Here is a 15,977-nt window from a genome sequence, read left to right on the forward strand (position 1 = left end):
GCAGGTTTTGGCCGATTTCATCAATGGGGCCGATGAGGTACAGGCCGTACTCGCTCGTGAAGGTCAGGAAACCGCGATAAGGGCGCAATACCTCAACAACCCCTAACCCTCAATCAACGAACTCGTCAACAACGCCTCCAACCCCATCGGCTTGGCAAAGTAATAACCCTGGGCCTGCCCTGCGCCCATTTCGCGCAGCAGGTCCAGCGTCGCTTGATCCTCGACGCCTTCGGCCACCACACTCAGGTCCAGCGATTCGGCCATCCGCACAATCGCCCGGACAATCGCGCGACTGCGAGGGCTGGCGGTCAATTCGAGGATGAACGACTTGTCGATCTTCAGGCCGCTGAAACGGTATTGATGCACATAGCTCAGGGATGAAAACCCGGCACCGAAGTCATCAAGCACCACCGACATGCCGTTGTCGGCCAATTGCTGCATGGTCAGTCGGGCAATCGCCGGTTCGGCGACCAACGCCCCTTCGGTCAACTCCAGGCAGATCCGCGACGGCTCGACCCGGTGCCGCGCCAGCAAGGCAAGCACATCACTGGCGAAGTCCGGACGCGTCATGCTGTAGCTGGAGCAATTGACGTGCACCGGCGGCCAGTTCGCGTGCTCGGGTTGCGCGAGGATCATTGCGATGCTGGTCAGCATGTACAGGTCCAGGCGACCGATCAGGCGCAAACCCTCGACGTCCGGCAAAAACTCGCCCGGCGCGATCACCCGGCCGCCCGGCTGGTGCCAGCGAATCAGCGCTTCGAGGGCAACCAGTTCGCCGCTTTCGACGCTGACGATCGGCTGGAAATACGGCAGCAATTCGTCGGTACGCTTGAGCGCGTTGCGCAAGGCCCCTTCCCGCTCGACCTGGTCCGAGACTTCACGGCGCACTTCCTGATTGAACACCGCGTAGCTGTCGCGTCCGGCACTCTTGACCCGGTACATCGCCGCATCGGCATCGCGCAGCAAGTCGGCGGGCTCCATATGAAACTGGCTGTCGGCGCTGACGATACCGATGCTGCAGGACGAAAAAACCTCATAGCCATTGATCAAAAACGGCAGGTCAAACGCCACCAGAATCCGTTCGGCGATTTCGATCACCACGTCCAGCGGCGCGTCGGGTGCCAGCACGGAAAACTCATCGCCGCCCAGGCGTGCGAGCATGTCGGTGTCGCGCAGGCAACCGCGTAAACGGTGGGCGGCCTGCCTCAACAGCAGGTCGCCAAAATGGTGGCCGAGGCTGTCGTTGACCAGTTTGAAACGGTCGAGGTCGATGAACATCACCGCCAGGTGCCCGCCTTCGCTGCCGAACTGCGACCAGGCCAGATTGAGGCGCTGTTGCAGGTAGGTACGATTCGGCAGCCCGGTCAGCGCATCGTGGGAGTTCTCGTGCTGCAACTTGGCATTGGCGTGATCGAGCTCGCGAGTGCGGTTCTGCACCCGGGCTTCCAGCTTGAGGTTGGCGGCATGGATCGCTTCGGCGGCCGTGCGGCGCGATAACGCGGTGTCGATGTGCCGCGACACGAACGTCAGCAATTCCTGGTCACGCAGGGTATAGCGCACCTGCGAGGTATAGCTTTGCACTGCCAGCACGCCACGCACCACATCGCCATCGAACAAGGGAATGCCCAGCCAGGAATAGGATTGGAAATACGCATCGGCCACTTCGATTTCACCGTGCGCAGTCAATCGCTCGGCTTCGTCGGCGTCAATCAGGCAAGGTCGGCGCTGACGGATCACGTACTCGGTCAAGCCCCGGCTCCCACGCCGTGCCACCGGGCAGGTCGTCTGCCGCTCATCAACGTAATAGGGAAAGGTCACTTCACTGGTCGCGTCGTCGAACAGCGCAATGTAGAAGTTCCGCGCGAACAACAGATCACCGACGATGCCATGCAGGGTTTGAAACAACTCAGCCATGTCGCCAGGCTGGCTGGACAGTTCAGCGATCTGGAACAGCGCGCTCTGCAGATGCTCGGCGCGCTCTCGTTCTGCCACTTCCTGCCGCAATGCGTCGTTGAGTGCCGACAGCTCCAGGGTACGACGTATCACCGTCGCTTCCAGGTCCTCTCGGTGCAGGATCCGGTCCAGCGCCATGGCCACGTGGCGTGCCACCACCAGAAACAGCGCGCGGTCCTCGGCGCTGTAGGTTCGGGAAACCTCGTAGACCTGCATCGCGAGCATGCCGAACACGTCATCCGAGGCATTTTTCAACGGTGCCCCCATCCAGAACTCGGGACGATCACCCACGCAGTAAAAACGCTCCTCGGCCTGAGCCGCGAGAATGCCTGCGGCGTCGATCAGCAACGGCTGGCCCGTGGTCAACACTTGCCCGGTCAAGGACAGGTGTGACGGGTCAAGGTATTCGTAGTGCTGGGACTCGACGGCATCAACGTCGATGATGTCGACGTAATACGGATAGTCGATCTTGCCACTGTGCGGGTCATACAACGCGAGATAAAAGTTCTCGGCATCGATCAGGCTCGCCAATAGTTGGTGAACCCCCACCAGAAACACTGACCGGTCGCGGGTCGAACTGGCCAGGTAGGTAATTTCATACAGCACACGCTGAGTAATCTGCGCACGGGCAAGCGTATTGGTCTGTACCTCAATGCCCAGGCGCTGGGCAAATTCGGCGAGCGCCGGTTCAGCGGCATCGTCGACTGGCGCAAGCAGCCAACCCAGTTCACTCTCGCCCTTGCCGGTCGGCCAGCGGTGCAATCGCCAGGTCAGGCAAAAGGCTTCGAACTCGTCATTCGCAACACTTGAAGGCCACCGCGCACGTGGATCGCCCTGCCCGACCAAATGCATTTGTTCACCGGCGCGGTAAACCACCCACGCGGTGGTGTGCCCCCAGTTGCGCGCTGAATCCAGCAATTGTTCGATCGTATTTTCGTTGCCAGCGTACGCCATGCCGACAGTCTCCGAATTTCCTTTTCGTTGAGATGCAACCACGTGGCAATCGTTCGATTGCCGCGCAGAGTCGTTGCATGGACGAACACTCATCAGCGCTCCCTGAGCCAGTAACTGGCGATACTTACTGAGTGATTGCTAGCATTGCGCCAGTGAGCATCCCGTTTAAAGCTTATAGAGCTTTTATTCAATAGATTTTTTCGGTTTGCTACACACGTTAGTCCAGGACCTGTATCTGCGTCAGCCCTACCCGCTCGGCCTGCTCTGAAATCTCCGCTGGCGTCGCATCCGCATTGGGCATGATCAGGCTGTTCTCTCCATCCCCAAAATGCAGTTGCAACAGATGCATCGCCGCCTCATGGACAGGAAGCAGAGGCTGATTGAACTCGAACACGTGAGTGCGGGGCTCGCCGTTGAACAGGTATTGCACAGTGTAGTGGCGCATGCCGGGATCCTCGTAATGGGAGAAGTGCGCACGGTTGAACTAACCTTCAATTTCCAATGATGTCCAGCATGCCCTCATTCGAGGAAGTGAATATGAAATTCGCATTCGTCGCTGCCGCAGTCGCCGTCATGCTCACCTCATCGCTTCCCGCCAATGCGGTCGCCACTGAAGAGACCGAAGCCATCCGCCCTTTTCAGATCCACGTTCCTGACCGCGATCTGGCGGATCTGCGTGAGCGCATTGCGGCGACCCGCTGGCCGGATAAAGAGACGGTTTCCGATCGGTCCCAGGGCGCTCAACTGGAACAATTGAAGGCGCTGGTTCACTACTGGGGCACGAGTTACGACTGGCGCAAAGTGGAGGCCCGGCTCAACGCCTTGCCGCAGTACGTCACGACGATCGATGGCGTGGACATCCATTTCATCTGGGTGCGCTCTCCCCGTCCGAACGCTTTGCCGTTGATCATGACCCACGGTTGGCCAGGCTCCATTCTCGAGTTTATTGATGTCGTCGGCCCGCTCTCCGACCCCGTCGCTCACGGGGGCAACGCGGCGGATGCATTTGATGTGGTGATTCCGTCGATCCCTGGCTATGGCTTCTCCGGAAAACCGACGGGGATTGGCTGGGACCCGGATCATATTGCACGGGCATGGGCGCAGTTGATGAAACGCCTCGAGTACACGCGGTACGTCGCCCAGGGTGGCGACTGGGGTGGCCCGATCACCAGCGCGATGGCGCGCCAGGCACCGGCCGGATTGCTCGGCATTCACCTCAACCTGCCGGCCACAATTCCGCCGGAAGCGACTGCGGCACTCGCTGCGGGCGGGCCGGCACCGGAGAACTTCTCCGCGCAGGAACGCGCCACCTTCGACGCCGTTGCCACACTGATCAAGCAGGGCAACCTGGCGTACAGCGCAATGATGGCCGCAAGACCGCAGATGATGGGCTACGGCGTAGCGGATTCACCGAGCTTTCTCGCGGCGCTCCTGCTCGTTCACCCGGGATTTTCAAAATGGATGTACGGCGCCGACGCTCAACAGCTGCCGACAAAGGATCAAGTGCTGGATAACTTCACGTTGTACTGGCTCACGAACAGCGCCGCTTCGGCAGGACGGCTGTATTGGGAAAACAAAGGGCGCAGCCCCCTTTCCTCTGCGGCACAGAAGACCACCGAGATTTCCCTGCCAGTGGCGGTCACAGTGTTTCCAGATGACGTTTATTTCCCTCCGGAAACCTGGGCCCGACGCGCCTACAGCCGTCTGATCTACTTCCATCAAGCCGACAAAGGCGGTCACTTTGCAGCCTGGGAACAGCCCCGCCTCTTTACTGAAGAACTTCGCACAGCGTTCAAGTCTCTGCGTTAGCGGTGCCTGGTATGTGTGAGAGGATGCTGGCGGCCAGGAGCGGACCGGTGTCCCACTGCACAATGATCCAGGTTGTTTACCAAGGAGGGAGCGTACTTATGAAGCCCGTCAGAATCAGGACTCTGGAAAGCACGGATGCTGAAGCGTTGCTGACATTTGAATTGGACAATCGCGAGTGGTTCGAGCGCCACATTGACGCGCGTGACGCTGCTTTCTACTCGACGCGGGGTGTCACCGAGCACATCACGGCTTATTTGTCCGATTATGCCGCCGGAACCTGGCACCCTTTTGTCATCGAAGACGCTGGCAGGAAAATAGTGGGTCGGGCGAACCTGAAAGGCATCGATACGGCAGAACGGTCGGCAGAAGTCGGCTATCGAATTGCTCAAAGTGCGTGTGGTCAAGGACTGGCCACGCAGGCGGTGGAGCATCTGATCCAGGAGGCGCGGTTGCGTTGGAACCTTAAACAACTGGTTGCCAATGTCTACGCCGCAAATATCGGCTCGGCAAAGGTACTTGCGCGCTGTGGCTTCTTGATCGAGCATCCATCCGGGCAAGAAGGGACAGCCCAGGAATATCGATTTGGCCTGTCGATTTAGACGAGTGGAAAAACAGCTATCGTTTATTCGCAGACAAAAAAAGCCCCGCCACCGAATGCGGTGCGGGGCAAAAAATTGGTTGGTTGCGGCCAACCAAAGGAGCTCTGTAGAAAACGTTTACGTACCGGGGTTAGATGCAGTCCTGTGCGGCGCGTTCAAAACTGGAAGGCAACAAGTTCGAGGCCAACAGATGCCGCTCGTAGATGAACACCTTGCCGCCGTTGCCGGCCTTGTAGGCTTCCAGCACGTTGTCCGCCGAGACTTTGCTCGGCACCACGATCCGGTAGCTGCGCTGGGTCTGCGAGACGGTCGGGTTGCCCTGCAATTTCGGTACGACGCATTCAGCGTATTGGGCCGGGGTCTTGCTGGTCTGCAAGGTCAGGGTCGGGTCGTTCGGCGCGGAGGCACAACCGGCGAGCAACAAGGCGCCGAAGGCCATGGCAGGCACACTTAAAAGACGCATCGGTCTCATCCTGAAAGGTTCGTTCATCAAATCACGCAAATTTTCGTGAGTGGTGTGTCGTTGGAGGTGATTTTCCGGGTATTGCGAACAAAGTAGAACTTGCGTTTCTTGATGGTCACTATTACCTCTAACAATAGTTGCGCGCCGTGCCGGCGGATGAATACTCAATCGCCACTGGAAACGATGGATGAGGAACTCTCCTTGAGAACGTTTGACTTGATTCGTGACGCTGTTTTGCCCGATTTCCGTGATCGGGTGGCCGAGTACCTGGTGCAGTACGAAACCGTACTACTGGGCAAACCGGCGCCCGACCTGAAGCTGGAGCAGGCCACCGCCAATCAGTTGCGCGGGTATTTGCGCGGGCTGAATACCACGCGGGTGCTGGGTATGGCGGATTGGGAGGAGCTGGATCGGCGGGTGGTGAATACGTGGCTTTTAACGATCGACCAATGACAGAAGCAGCACACAAAACCAAAAAGGAGTTTGCGTCATGACCGACGATTCAAAACTAAAAGGACCAGCGTCGTACTTCCCCTCTATTGAAAAAAAGTATGGGCAGCCGATCACCCACTGGCTAACCCTGCTCACAACAGTCAGCGGCAAGAAGCATATGGAAATGGTGGCCTTGCTCAAGACTGAACACGGCATGGGCCATGGCCATGCCAACGCATTGGTTGCGTACTTTTTAGCGAGCGCTAAAACCGACTGACGAGAGGGGTCGCATCGATATCGCAGCATTCGATACCAAGCCTTTGAAATGACTGTCAGGCCCTGCGCGCAGAGCAATACGCCACAATAAGCTGAGTGAACGCTGCCACTATCGCCTGGTCCGCTTCAGGTGAGGTAAACAACCGAAACTCCGCATCAGGCAACTCCGGCAACCCTTGTTCCGCCCCAAGAACCACCAGTCCTTGCCTCAACTGGCTGAGTGGCATGGGCGCTACCGCGAAGCCTGCAAGCGCCGCTGCCTGCAACCCGGCCGTGCTGCTGCATAACATGGCCGTGCGTTGGGCGATGCCCGCCTGAGCCAGTCGCTTCAGCGCTGCTTCGCGATAAGGGCACGGCTCGGGGAACAGGGCCAGCGGCAACGGCGTCGGTAGCTGCGTGACGGGTTGCGCCGACCAGGCCCACACCAGCGGTTCTTGCCATAGCAAAAGACCCGCTTCGCTGGTTTCGCACAGCGAACCGATGACCAACTCCAGATGCCCTTGCTTCATCAGCGCCAGTAACGTGCCAGGAATGCTCACTTGCACGTCGATCTCCATCCCTGGGTACTGCGCGGCGAAATCCTGAAAAGTGCGCAGCAGGCGAGATTCGACAAAATCCTCGGACACCCCGATCCGCAGTCGCCCGTGAAATGGCGTACGCGTCAGTTCTGCCCAGGCATCACGATTCAACACAAGGATCGTGCGCGCATAAGACAGCAGGCGCTCGCCATCGGGCGTCAGTTGCTGGGAGCGGGTGGTCCGCGTCAACAGCGGTTTACCAATCTGCTCTTCCAGTCGCCGCACATGGCCACTGACCGCAGATTGAGTAAGGTGCAGCTTTTCAGCTGCGCGACTGAAGCCTTCTTCATCGACGACAGCGACAAATGTTTTGAGCAGCAGGGTATCGAACATAGTTTTATACGTGATCAATCGAGTACTAATTTACGATTTATATTTCAAATACAACTATGTTGCAATGCCTCCCTACCCCACCACTCGAGGCGCGCCATGACTACTCTTCTGCATATTGAATGTTCTCCACGCAAGCAGCGTTCGGCGTCCCTTGAAGTCGCCCGCCGCTTCATCTCGCGTTATCAAGAACACATCCCGAACACCGAAATCCTCACGCTCGACCTCTGGAACATGGCGTTGCCGGAATTCGATGACCTGGCCATGGAGGCCAAATACGCAGGACTCAATGGCACCGCCTTGACCCCGGCGCAACAGGAGGCCTGGAACACTTTGAAAGACCTGGCTGCGCACTTGCACCGCGCGGATGTGCTGGTGATGTCCGTACCGCTTTGGAATTTCAGTATCCCGTACAAACTCAAGCACTTCATCGACCTGGTTTCGCAGAAAGACATCCTGTTCAGCTTCGACCCGGAACGCGGCCTGGAAGGCATGCTGCACAACAAAACCGCCGTGGTGGCGTACGCCCGCGGCCTGGATTTTTCGGCGCAGTCGATCACGCCGGCGGAGCGTTTCGACTTTCAGAAGCCTTATGTGGAAGCCTGGCTGCAATTCATCGGCGTGACCGATGTGCATTCGGTGATTGTGGAAAAAACCATTTTGGGGGAAGACGTTGATCGTGGCGCGCGCGAGGCTGCGACTCGGCAGGCCAGGAAACTGGCAGATGAGATCTGTCGCTGACGCTTCAGCATCAAGGCCCCCATCGCGACTGCATGCCCAACCCCATTCGCCCATCAACATTTGACCTATCCTTTATCCAACCCAGAACGCCGGTATCCGCCATGTCCGCCCCCGAATCCACCCTCCTCCAAAGTTGGCACCTTAATGCCCGGTCCTGGATCGAAGCCATCCGCGCCGGCACCATAGAAAGCCGCCACACGGTCACAGACCAGGCCATCCTGCTGGCGGTGCTGGGCCGTCAGCCCGAGCGCGTGCTCGACCTGGGCTGCGGTGAGGGCTGGCTGTTGCGTGCGTTGACGGAACGTTCCATCGAGGCGGTCGGTGTGGATGGCGATGCGACGCTGGTCGAAGCGGCCCGTGCGGCGGGAACTTCTGTGGTGCATTTGGCGAGTTATGAAGCGTTGGCGGAGGCAAAAGTCGATATCGGTCGTGACTACAACCTGATCTGCGCCAACTTCGCCTTGCTGCACCAGGACATCATCCCTCTGCTCGCCGCCATGCCTCCCCTGCTCGCCCCAGACGGTGCGCTGGTGATCCAGACACTGCATCCGTGGGCCGCAGCGGCGGGGGATTATCAGGATGGCTGGCGCACAGAGACCTTTGCCGGGTTCAAGGGGCAGTGGCAACCCATGCCCTGGTATTTCCGCACCTTGTCCAGCTGGCTCAATGCCTTGGACATGGCCGGTTTTCGGTTGGCCGGCCTGCAAGAGCCGCAGCACCCACAAAGTCCCGTGCCGCAGTCGTTGCTACTGATCGCCGAGCCTTCAGGCCGAGAGTAAGCGATGGCGCCCGGCATCACTTTCGCTTTTGCCGCGCCTGTTCCTCCTCCGCCAGCGCCTGACGAACCAGCGCCCTCGCCGCCCAGGCAGCGGCATCGAGTGATTCTTCAACGCTCGCGCCACTGATATCGCGCACGGCGATCAACGCTTCAGTGCCGATGACGATCGACAGCGCCTGCTTCAGACGTTTGCGCGCACGGGGTGTGAGCACGTCCTTCAGCGAGTCGACGATCGGCTCGATGTAGCTCATCCGTCGGCCCGGCCGCAGGGGTTCGTGGGTCTCGCTTTCCAGCCACACCGACATGAACGAACGTTCCATCACGTGCAGGCCGATCTCGTCGTCGATCAAGAGTGTGTTCAACGCGTTCGCGGCCAGGCCAATGCCTTTTACCGGATCGTCTCCCGGCCGCCAGAAGCTTTCCAGCGGCTTCATTTCGCGATCGGCGGCCAGCTCGCTGATCAACGCCTCGGTCGAGGGAAAGTAGCGATAGGCCGTGGCGCGCGAAACCATTGCGCGCTCGGCCACTTGCGCAACCGTCGGGTGAAGGCCCTCGTCGCGCAAGGCGACGGCGGCATCGATCAGCGCCTGGCGAGTTCGCAGCTTCTGGTTGGTGCGACCTTGCGTACCGCCGTTGGGGTTCGACGGGCTTGACTTCGGTATGGACATGGAATATATGAGACTCTGTCTTTTCGTGAGATATAGTCTCACAATAGACGTACAGCAACCAACCTGCAAGGTTGCCCATTATGTTTCAGCAACTGAACGCGCCTCAGGGCGCATGAGGTGTATGCCATGAATCACAACCTCCGTTCGCGGACCTGGTTTCGGCTCGCTGCGATCTACTTTGCGCTTGGCGTGATGCTGGGCGTGGCGATGGGCGCTTCCGGCGACCACTCGCTGTTCGCGGTACATGCCCATGTCAATCTGTTGGGATGGGTGTCGATGGCCCTGTTCGGCATCATCGGCTCCGCGCACCCGTCAATCACCGAAGGGCGCTTGGCGGCTGCTCAGTTCTGGACGTACAACGTGGGCGTCCCGGTGATGCTCGGCGCGCTGACGCTGCGCCTCAAGGGCTTTGCGTCGGTCGAGCCATTGATTGCTGGCGCATCCGTCCTGATTGGCTGCAGTGTGCTGCTGTTTGTGTGGCTGGTGTTTTCGCGCATCGGTGTCACGGCGGAGCACTTGAACAGCGCGACACGGGAATCGCGCCTGTCATAACGCGAAGGACCCGCAGGCGTTTTTGGGCAGCGTATCGGTGCGAGGGAGATTGACCTCGAATTGGCTGCTGCCCTTCTCACTTCGCCGACATCTTGCACAAAAGGTTCGAAGATAAAGGGCAGCGCGTTGGCGGAAATACCGATGCCGTTATCGCTGGGGCGCCCCTCTGAAACACTATCGAAGCTCCGCCCTCTTACTCCCTGTCTTTCGTCGAACGGATGAGATTGCCCCGCAATTTCACAATCGCCTTCTGCATTTTCACGAAGTCGTCGGGGTCAAGACCGGTTTGCGGGAAGCCCTCTTCCGAGAGCCCTTCACGCAGCTTTCGCCCCTCTTTCGTGAGGCTGATCCGCACCTGGCGTTCGTCTTCCGGGTCGCGCTGGCGCAGCACATAACCCATCGCTTCCAGCTTCTTCAGGATCGGCGTGAGGGTGTTGGACTCCAGGAACAGCTTTTCGCCGAGGCTGCCAACGGTCTGGTTGTCTTCCTCCCACAGTGCAACGAGGGTGATGTATTGCGTATAGGTCAGCCCGAGCCGTTCGAGCATTGGCTTATAAGCCTTGCCGAAGGCGAGATTGGAGGAATAGACCGCAAAACACAGGAATTCGGAGAGCTTCAGGTCGAGGGCGGCTGGCTTGTCGGTGGTTTTCATGGGGCGTTCTCTTTGGCCAATCTTGCAAGGCTGAAACTCTACATCGTATGCGATGGTATCGGAAGTGCGTCAACCATCGACGGGTGCGGCGCGGGCGTTCCAGGCCTGTAGCAGCCGACGGCCGGTTGACCGGGATGAACCGGGTGAACCGGGTGAACCGGCCGTGACTAGCATGCTGACTACTTACTCGCGCTTGCGTCACCGGGCCAAGGGGTAAGCCACGAGTCGGCACTCACCCTTCCATATCCGTCCCTTAAAGACCTGCAGCACGCCCAACCGCCGCTTCAATCGCCGCAACATCAATCTTCCCCATCGTCATCATCGCGTCGAATGCGCGCTTGGCTGTCGCTCGATCGGGATGTTTGATCGCCGCTGTCAGCACACGCGGGGTGATCTGCCATGACAGTCCCCACTTGTCCTGGCACCAGCCGCAGACGTTTTCCTGGCCGCCGTTTCCGACAATCGCGTTCCACAAGCGGTCCGTTTCGGCCTGGTCGTCGGTCGCCACCTGGAACGAGAACGCCTCGTTGTGCTTGACCCCCGACCCGCCGTTCAGCCCCAGGCACGGGATGCCCATCACCGTGAATTCGACGGTCAGGACATCGCCCTGCTTGCCCGCCGGGTAGTCGCCGGGTGCGCGAAGGACAGTGCCCACCGCGCTGTCGGGGAACGTCTTGGCGTAGAAGGTCGCGGCGTCCAGTGCGTCGCCGTCGTACCAGAGACAAATGGTGTTTTTACTGGTCATTTTGCTTCTCCAACAATGGGCTGACATTTCATTCTAGCCAAGCAGTCAGCCAGGCAAATGAAGGCGGCCAATACTGGCGCCTGTTGCTACTCAACGTCTTCGAACGTTCCGGTGCGCACCTCGCCGCTGCGCAGGTATCGGGTGATCAGTACTCCCGTCGGCGTGGTGCTCGAATGCACCAATGTGAAGGCCGATGCCACTGCAGTGTCGTCAAACAGGCGCTTGCCACGCCCCGGCACGACGGGAAAAATCATCAGCCGAAGTTCGTCCACCAACCCGGCTGCCAGCCGCCGCGAAGATGTCATAGGTGCGACGCCCCAGCAGCAACTCGAACGGCTGCGAGACTGATGAACGCGGCAACGATGAGTGTGCGCATGGGTCTTCTCCCAGTTCGTCTTCGTAAACGTTTGTGTACAGGGAACGCCGACAGGCGCAGTGACCGTGCAATGCATTCCCTGCCCCATAGTCGAACGGGAAACTGCGGGATCGACAGTGCGATATCCAGATAACGAGCCACTGCGAAAAAGAGTCTCGAACGCTACAATCACAGCCCTTAACCGCAAATCAGGCAAACCCGTCAGGCTATGGCGCTCGACCCTCCAACGATGTTGACCCTCTCGATCGCCCTGGCAGCGGCGGCCGCGCTGTATCTGGCGGTGGAGTGGCGCAGCATTCGTGAGCCCTCGCTGATGTTCTGGAGTGCGGGGTTTGCGACGATCACCGTGGGCTCGACACTTGCGTTGCTGCGCGGCAGCGGGCTTTTGCTGATCGGCATCTGGTTCGCCAACGGCCTGTTGGTGACGGCCCACTGGCTTTTTCTGCTCGGCGTGGCGCGCTTCACGCAGGTGCGTCTTTCTCGCGCCTGGTACCTGATCTTTGTCGCCTGGCTTGCCATGCTGTTGCTGCCCGACGAACCGTCCTGGTCGAAGATCATGCTGGTGGCCAACTCGCTGCTGGTCGCCCTGCCCACGCTCAGGGCCAGCTTCCTCCTGCGCCCCCACGGCAAGTCGTTGAGCGTGGGGGCGGTGCAGCTGCGTTATGTGCTGCTGACTCACGGGCTGTTCTACTTCATCAAGGCGATATCGGTTGTCGTTCCGGGCACGCTGATCGACCTGGCGGCCTTTCGTGGCGAGATCATCCAGATTTCTTTGGTCGAGGGTGCGATGGCGATCATGTTGATCGCGCTCTCGATGACCGGCACCGAGCGCTATCGGCGGGAGAAACGGATCGCCCGACTGGCCGCGCGTGATCCGTTGACCGCCCTGTACAACCGCCGTGCCCTCGAGGTACGGGCGTCGCGTCTGCTGGACGACGTCTCGAACACTCGACCGGGCGCCCTGCTGCTGATCGATATCGATAACTTCAAACTGGTCAACGACCTCTACGGCCATACCGCCGGCGACCAGTTGCTCATCGCGCTGAGCGAGATGATTCGTTCGGTGCTGCCAGAAGGCGCGCTGGCCGCGCGGTTGGGGGGTGACGAGTTCGTCATTCTGTTGAATAACACATCAAGCGAACAGATCGTGGGGCTGGGCAACGCACTGCGTGAGCAGTTTCACCACACGGCCTCACAGACATTCGCCACGCCTGAACGGGTCACCTTGAGCATCGGTGCCAACCTGTTTGACCAGTCGCCAACGAGTCTGGCGGCATTGATCGAGCAAGGCGATACCGCGCTGTATGAATCCAAGCGTGGCGGACGCGACCGCATCCGCCTGGTGGATCGGACCCTCGCGAGCAGCGAGCCGCAGCAGGCCCGTTGATTGGCCATTTGTTGCATTGCTGATACATGGAAATGCCAGATTCACACTTTCAGCGTACCTTGTCCCCCATTGAGCATCTCAACGCGGCCGCCTGGGCCTCCTCGTCAAGGAAGAACAATGATCATTGCTTCAACTTCAACGAATGCGGCGATGTCTGCCTACACCTCTGCCGTCGATGCAAAGGCTGCGGCCGATGCGCAAAAACGCGTCACGCAAGATGATCAGGCCAAGCCGCAGAACGATGATTCAGTGAGTCTGTCCAGCACCTCTACCGAGTACAGCAACTCGATCGCGGGCAACGCGCCGTTCTTCCCGGTGCGTTCGGGGATGAACGCCGATGCACTTGTCCTGGGCGCCTCCAAGCCTGGTGCGATCTCCAGTTCCAAGGACAAGACCTTTGCCGAAGTGGCCGCTGATGCCCGCAAGCGCATGGACGAAAAATACGCACTGATGACCGCCAGCGGCAAACCGTACACCGGCAGCGATGAAGACCGTAATGCGTTGATGGGCGATCTGGACCGACGTTCGCTGAACGCCGTCGCCACCAATCAGGGCGGGAAATTCACCGCGCAGGAACAAGCCTCGGCGCAAGCCTTGATGCGCCAGCAAGCCCGGCTCGCCACCGGTTATTACAGCGGCCCGGCGGATCAGCAAAAAAACTGGAAAGACCCGTTCATCAATGATCCTTTCGGTCGAGCCACAGCGGCGCTGGCTTTTATGGACAACATGAGTCCTGAAGAAAAAGCCACCCCTGAGTGGCTCTCCCAGCATTTGTCGCTGGAAGCGGCATTGAATCAGAGCGGTGGCACGGACCCTGCCGAGAAAAAGACCGGGCACTTTCACAACCTGGCTGAAATTCTTGCGGGCATCGTGACGGACGGATCTGACAGCGAAAAATCCAGTGCAGCCAAGCATGCAGATCCAAGCGTCGAGATTCTGAAGAAGCTGCAGTCGTTGACGTCGTGACACTGGTGGAACGCGGGCTTGCTGGCTGAGCGTTCCGGACATTGGCGTGACGCCCTCGCGCCTTTCGTTGCGCCCTACTCCTCAAAACGCCCCGTGCCCTCACGGTCGCGCGCGTATTTCCTCCTGAGCGGAAACGACGGCAACCAGGACTCGCGACGGGTGATCCAGCTTTCGTAAGTGGGCGTCAGTTGGTCGGGAGCATCCAGGGATCCCAGGCTCACTTCGATTTCGTCGTCGCTGCGGGCGAAAACCGAAGAGCCGCAGCGCGGACAGAAACACCGCCCGGCGTAGTCGCGAGTTTCACCGGTGATCGTCACCGCGTCCTGCGGGAATATCGCGCAAGCGTGAAACAGCGCGCCATGGTGCTTGCGGCAGTCGAGACAGTGGCACAGGCCAACCCGGTAAGGGCGTCCCGACGCTTCAATTCGAACGTTGCCGCACAGGCAACCGCCGGTAAAACGGTCCATGTTGCGCCTCCTCTCATTCGTACGGTCGCTAGGTTTATAACGATAGCAGCCTCCACTGGTCGCGATGAACTTGCTCTATAGACGCTTTTTACCTAACTTTGAATCCATGGATTCAAAAAGAGGTATTGGATATGGCCGTTGCCCTCCAGCAACAAGCCTTCAGCAAGCGCCAGTGTGTAACGGGCCTGCGGGCCGCTGTTGGCATCCTCGAAAAGTGGGGAGCGTCCAGCGATCAGGCCTGCCGTATCCTGCGCATTTCCCGCAGCACCTACACCCGCGCACGGCAGCTCGATCCCGACTGGGCCGTGGCGCTGGACGCGGACCAGATGCAACGCATCAGTTTTGTGCTCAACATCCACGCCGCCTTGCGCCTGGTGTTCGATAACCCGGAGAACGTCTACGGTTTCCCGTCGATGGCCAACGATAACGAATTCTTCAACGGTCGCTCGCCGCTCGAGATCATGGCTCAGGGCGATATGATTTCGCTGTATGAAACCTTTCGGCGCATCGACGTGCTGCGTGGTGCGCAATGGTGAGGCTGAGCGAACTGGCAGAACTTGCCGGTGAGCCATTGCAGGCCTATCGACTGGTCAATTCCAAGTTCCCGCCGGTGGCGTTGTTTGATGATGTCGCCGACGCCGACGAGTTCGAGGTGCTGTATCAGATACAGGAACTCACCAACCCCAGGTTGAAAAATGAAGTGGGTCGCCTTGAGCTGATTCGCCGCAGTGAAATCCCGTTCGGTATTCCAGGCTGCTCTTACGCCACAGCACCATTCACCCACGTCAACCCCGCGGGTTCGCGGTTCAGCGATGGCCGTTTCGGGGTGCTGTACCTGGCGGACACACTGGAAACGGCATTGGCCGAAGTGAAGCATCACCAGAGTCTGTACTGGTCGAACGTGCCGGGCCTGAACTATGAGCGGTTCGTTTTCCGGGGGTTGTCCTGCTCTTTTGTGGATGCAGGGATGAAGGATGCGACGTCCATTGCGATGACCGACCCTGTTTATGATCCGGACGATTACACGCATTCCCGGCATTTGGGGAAGTTGGTCAAAGAGGCGGGTTGTCCCGGGCTTCGTTACAACTCAGTGCGAATGCACGGCAGTCATTGCTGGGCACTGATGACGCCGAAGCCGGTTTTATCGGTTGTTCAGGCGGCGCATTACGAGATGATCTGGAATGGGCAGGTGACGAGTGTCAGTCAGATCAGTGAAGCATGACGGCGTAATGCGGGAATGAAAACGGGCGC

General features: G+C 59.2%; 19 protein-coding genes and 1 pseudogene. 11 read left to right on the forward strand and 9 right to left on the reverse strand.

Features of this window, described 5'->3' with window-relative positions; translation table 11 throughout:
- Positions 1-102: 102 nt before the first annotated feature.
- Positions 103-3,000: an EAL domain-containing protein gene (locus tag B723_RS25380; protein WP_031318795.1), complete on the reverse strand. Its 2,898-nt coding sequence runs from the start codon at positions 2,998-3,000 to the stop codon at positions 103-105.
- A 124-nt stretch (positions 3,001-3,124) separates the two neighbouring features.
- On the reverse strand, positions 3,125-3,352 hold the full coding sequence (locus B723_RS25385) for a hypothetical protein (protein ID WP_017338301.1): 228 nt from the start codon (positions 3,350-3,352) through the stop codon (positions 3,125-3,127).
- 92 nt (positions 3,353-3,444) lie between these two features.
- Between B723_RS25385 and B723_RS25390 the strand changes: the two genes are divergently transcribed.
- A complete protein-coding gene (locus tag B723_RS25390) occupies positions 3,445-4,716 on the forward strand; it encodes an epoxide hydrolase family protein (protein WP_017338300.1) in 1,272 nt (423 codons plus the stop codon).
- Between the two features lie 98 nt (positions 4,717-4,814).
- Complete coding sequence (locus B723_RS25395) at positions 4,815-5,315, forward strand: GNAT family N-acetyltransferase (protein WP_031318794.1); 501 nt, start codon at positions 4,815-4,817, stop codon at positions 5,313-5,315.
- Positions 5,316-5,445: 130 nt separating this feature from the next.
- Here B723_RS25395 and B723_RS25400 read toward each other — a convergent pair whose 3' ends face one another.
- Positions 5,446-5,778 carry a hypothetical protein gene (locus B723_RS25400; protein WP_017338298.1) on the reverse strand — a complete coding sequence of 111 codons (333 nt, stop codon included), beginning with the start codon at positions 5,776-5,778 and terminating at the stop codon, positions 5,446-5,448.
- A gap of 201 nt (positions 5,779-5,979) precedes the next feature.
- Between B723_RS25400 and B723_RS25405 the strand changes: the two genes are divergently transcribed.
- Entirely contained in the window at positions 5,980-6,231 is a 252-nt protein-coding gene (locus B723_RS25405) for a hypothetical protein (RefSeq protein WP_033037563.1), read from the forward strand.
- Between the two features lie 37 nt (positions 6,232-6,268).
- A complete protein-coding gene (locus tag B723_RS25410; protein ID WP_017338296.1) occupies positions 6,269-6,487 on the forward strand; it encodes a DUF4287 domain-containing protein in 219 nt (72 codons plus the stop codon).
- A 55-nt stretch (positions 6,488-6,542) separates the two neighbouring features.
- Here B723_RS25410 and B723_RS25415 read toward each other — a convergent pair whose 3' ends face one another.
- On the reverse strand, positions 6,543-7,397 hold the full coding sequence (locus B723_RS25415; RefSeq protein WP_017338295.1) for a LysR substrate-binding domain-containing protein: 855 nt from the start codon (positions 7,395-7,397) through the stop codon (positions 6,543-6,545).
- Positions 7,398-7,493: 96 nt separating this feature from the next.
- Here B723_RS25415 and B723_RS25420 point away from each other — a divergent pair, with 96 nt between their 5' ends.
- Both B723_RS25420 and B723_RS25425 read left to right on the forward strand, forming a co-directional pair.
- Complete coding sequence (locus tag B723_RS25420; RefSeq protein ID WP_017338294.1) at positions 7,494-8,135, forward strand: FMN-dependent NADH-azoreductase; 642 nt, start codon at positions 7,494-7,496, stop codon at positions 8,133-8,135.
- A gap of 101 nt (positions 8,136-8,236) precedes the next feature.
- A complete protein-coding gene (locus B723_RS25425) occupies positions 8,237-8,914 on the forward strand; it encodes a class I SAM-dependent methyltransferase (protein WP_017338293.1) in 678 nt (225 codons plus the stop codon).
- Positions 8,915-8,930: 16 nt separating this feature from the next.
- On the opposite strand, the gene B723_RS25430 is transcribed toward B723_RS25425, so the two are convergent.
- Positions 8,931-9,581 carry a TetR/AcrR family transcriptional regulator gene (locus B723_RS25430; protein ID WP_017338292.1) on the reverse strand — a complete coding sequence of 217 codons (651 nt, stop codon included), beginning with the start codon at positions 9,579-9,581 and terminating at the stop codon, positions 8,931-8,933.
- Between the two features lie 126 nt (positions 9,582-9,707).
- Here B723_RS25430 and B723_RS25435 point away from each other — a divergent pair, with 126 nt between their 5' ends.
- Positions 9,708-10,133 (forward strand): DUF2871 family protein, encoded by a 426-nt coding sequence (locus tag B723_RS25435; protein WP_017338291.1) that lies wholly within the window; start codon positions 9,708-9,710, stop codon positions 10,131-10,133.
- Positions 10,134-10,326: 193 nt separating this feature from the next.
- Here the strand turns inward: B723_RS25435 and B723_RS25440 are convergent, their stop codons facing one another.
- The 3 genes and pseudogenes from B723_RS25440 to B723_RS25450 form a co-directional block, all read right to left on the reverse strand.
- A complete protein-coding gene (locus B723_RS25440; protein ID WP_017338290.1) occupies positions 10,327-10,785 on the reverse strand; it encodes a MarR family winged helix-turn-helix transcriptional regulator in 459 nt (152 codons plus the stop codon).
- A 253-nt stretch (positions 10,786-11,038) separates the two neighbouring features.
- Entirely contained in the window at positions 11,039-11,530 is a 492-nt protein-coding gene (locus B723_RS25445) for a VOC family protein (RefSeq protein WP_017338289.1), read from the reverse strand.
- 86 nt (positions 11,531-11,616) lie between these two features.
- Positions 11,617-11,817, reverse strand: a pseudogene (locus tag B723_RS25450) (dihydrofolate reductase family protein); the annotation flags it as partial.
- Between the two features lie 297 nt (positions 11,818-12,114).
- On the opposite strand from B723_RS25450, the gene B723_RS25455 reads away from it, so the two are divergent.
- Both B723_RS25455 and B723_RS25460 read left to right on the forward strand, forming a co-directional pair.
- Entirely contained in the window at positions 12,115-13,293 is a 1,179-nt protein-coding gene (locus tag B723_RS25455) for a GGDEF domain-containing protein (RefSeq protein WP_017338287.1), read from the forward strand.
- A 117-nt stretch (positions 13,294-13,410) separates the two neighbouring features.
- The gene (locus B723_RS25460; protein ID WP_017338286.1) at positions 13,411-14,259 is read left to right on the forward strand and encodes a hypothetical protein; all 849 of its coding nucleotides are present in this window, start codon (positions 13,411-13,413) and stop codon (positions 14,257-14,259) included.
- Between the two features lie 74 nt (positions 14,260-14,333).
- On the opposite strand, the gene B723_RS25465 is transcribed toward B723_RS25460, so the two are convergent.
- Positions 14,334-14,726, reverse strand: a complete 393-nt coding sequence (locus B723_RS25465; RefSeq protein ID WP_017338285.1) for a GFA family protein — start codon at positions 14,724-14,726, stop codon at positions 14,334-14,336.
- Between the two features lie 131 nt (positions 14,727-14,857).
- Between B723_RS25465 and B723_RS25470 the strand changes: the two genes are divergently transcribed.
- Together B723_RS25470 and B723_RS25475 are read left to right on the forward strand one after the other, a co-directional pair.
- Positions 14,858-15,262 carry an antitoxin Xre-like helix-turn-helix domain-containing protein gene (locus B723_RS25470; RefSeq protein ID WP_017338284.1) on the forward strand — a complete coding sequence of 135 codons (405 nt, stop codon included), beginning with the start codon at positions 14,858-14,860 and terminating at the stop codon, positions 15,260-15,262.
- Positions 15,256-15,948, forward strand: a complete 693-nt coding sequence (locus B723_RS25475) for an RES family NAD+ phosphorylase (protein WP_017338283.1) — start codon at positions 15,256-15,258, stop codon at positions 15,946-15,948. Before B723_RS25470 ends, B723_RS25475 begins: the two co-directional genes overlap by 7 nt.
- Positions 15,949-15,977: the final 29 nt, after the last annotated feature.

The sequence above is a fragment of the Pseudomonas fluorescens NCIMB 11764 genome (assembly GCF_000293885.2).
GTDB classification, from domain to species: domain Bacteria; phylum Pseudomonadota; class Gammaproteobacteria; order Pseudomonadales; family Pseudomonadaceae; genus Aquipseudomonas; species Aquipseudomonas fluorescens_B.